We start from the raw sequence: 263 nt of genomic DNA on the forward strand, positions 1-263 counted from the left end.
GGCCGACCCGCTCGACCACCTCGACCCCGTGCTGCGACAGGCCCAACTCCTTGGCGGGGTTGTTCGTCAGCAGCCGCACCCGCTCGACCCCGAGCGCCCGCAGCACCGCCGCCGCGCCCCCGTACTCGCGGGCGTCGACCGGCAGCCCCAGCTCGAGGTTCGCGTCGACGGTGTCAGCGCCGCCGTCCTGCAGCGCGTACGCCGCGATCTTGGCCGAGAGCCCGATGGCCCGGCCCTCGTGGCCGCCGAGGTGCACCAGCACG

General features: G+C 75.7%; 1 pseudogene. It reads right to left on the reverse strand.

Going from position 1 to position 263, the window contains the following annotated elements:
• Positions 1-263, reverse strand: a pseudogene (locus tag FHN55_RS21950) (hypothetical protein); the annotation flags it as partial.

The organism is Streptomyces sp. NP160, from assembly GCF_006335115.1.
Lineage (GTDB): Bacteria > Actinomycetota > Actinomycetes > Actinomycetales > Quadrisphaeraceae > Quadrisphaera.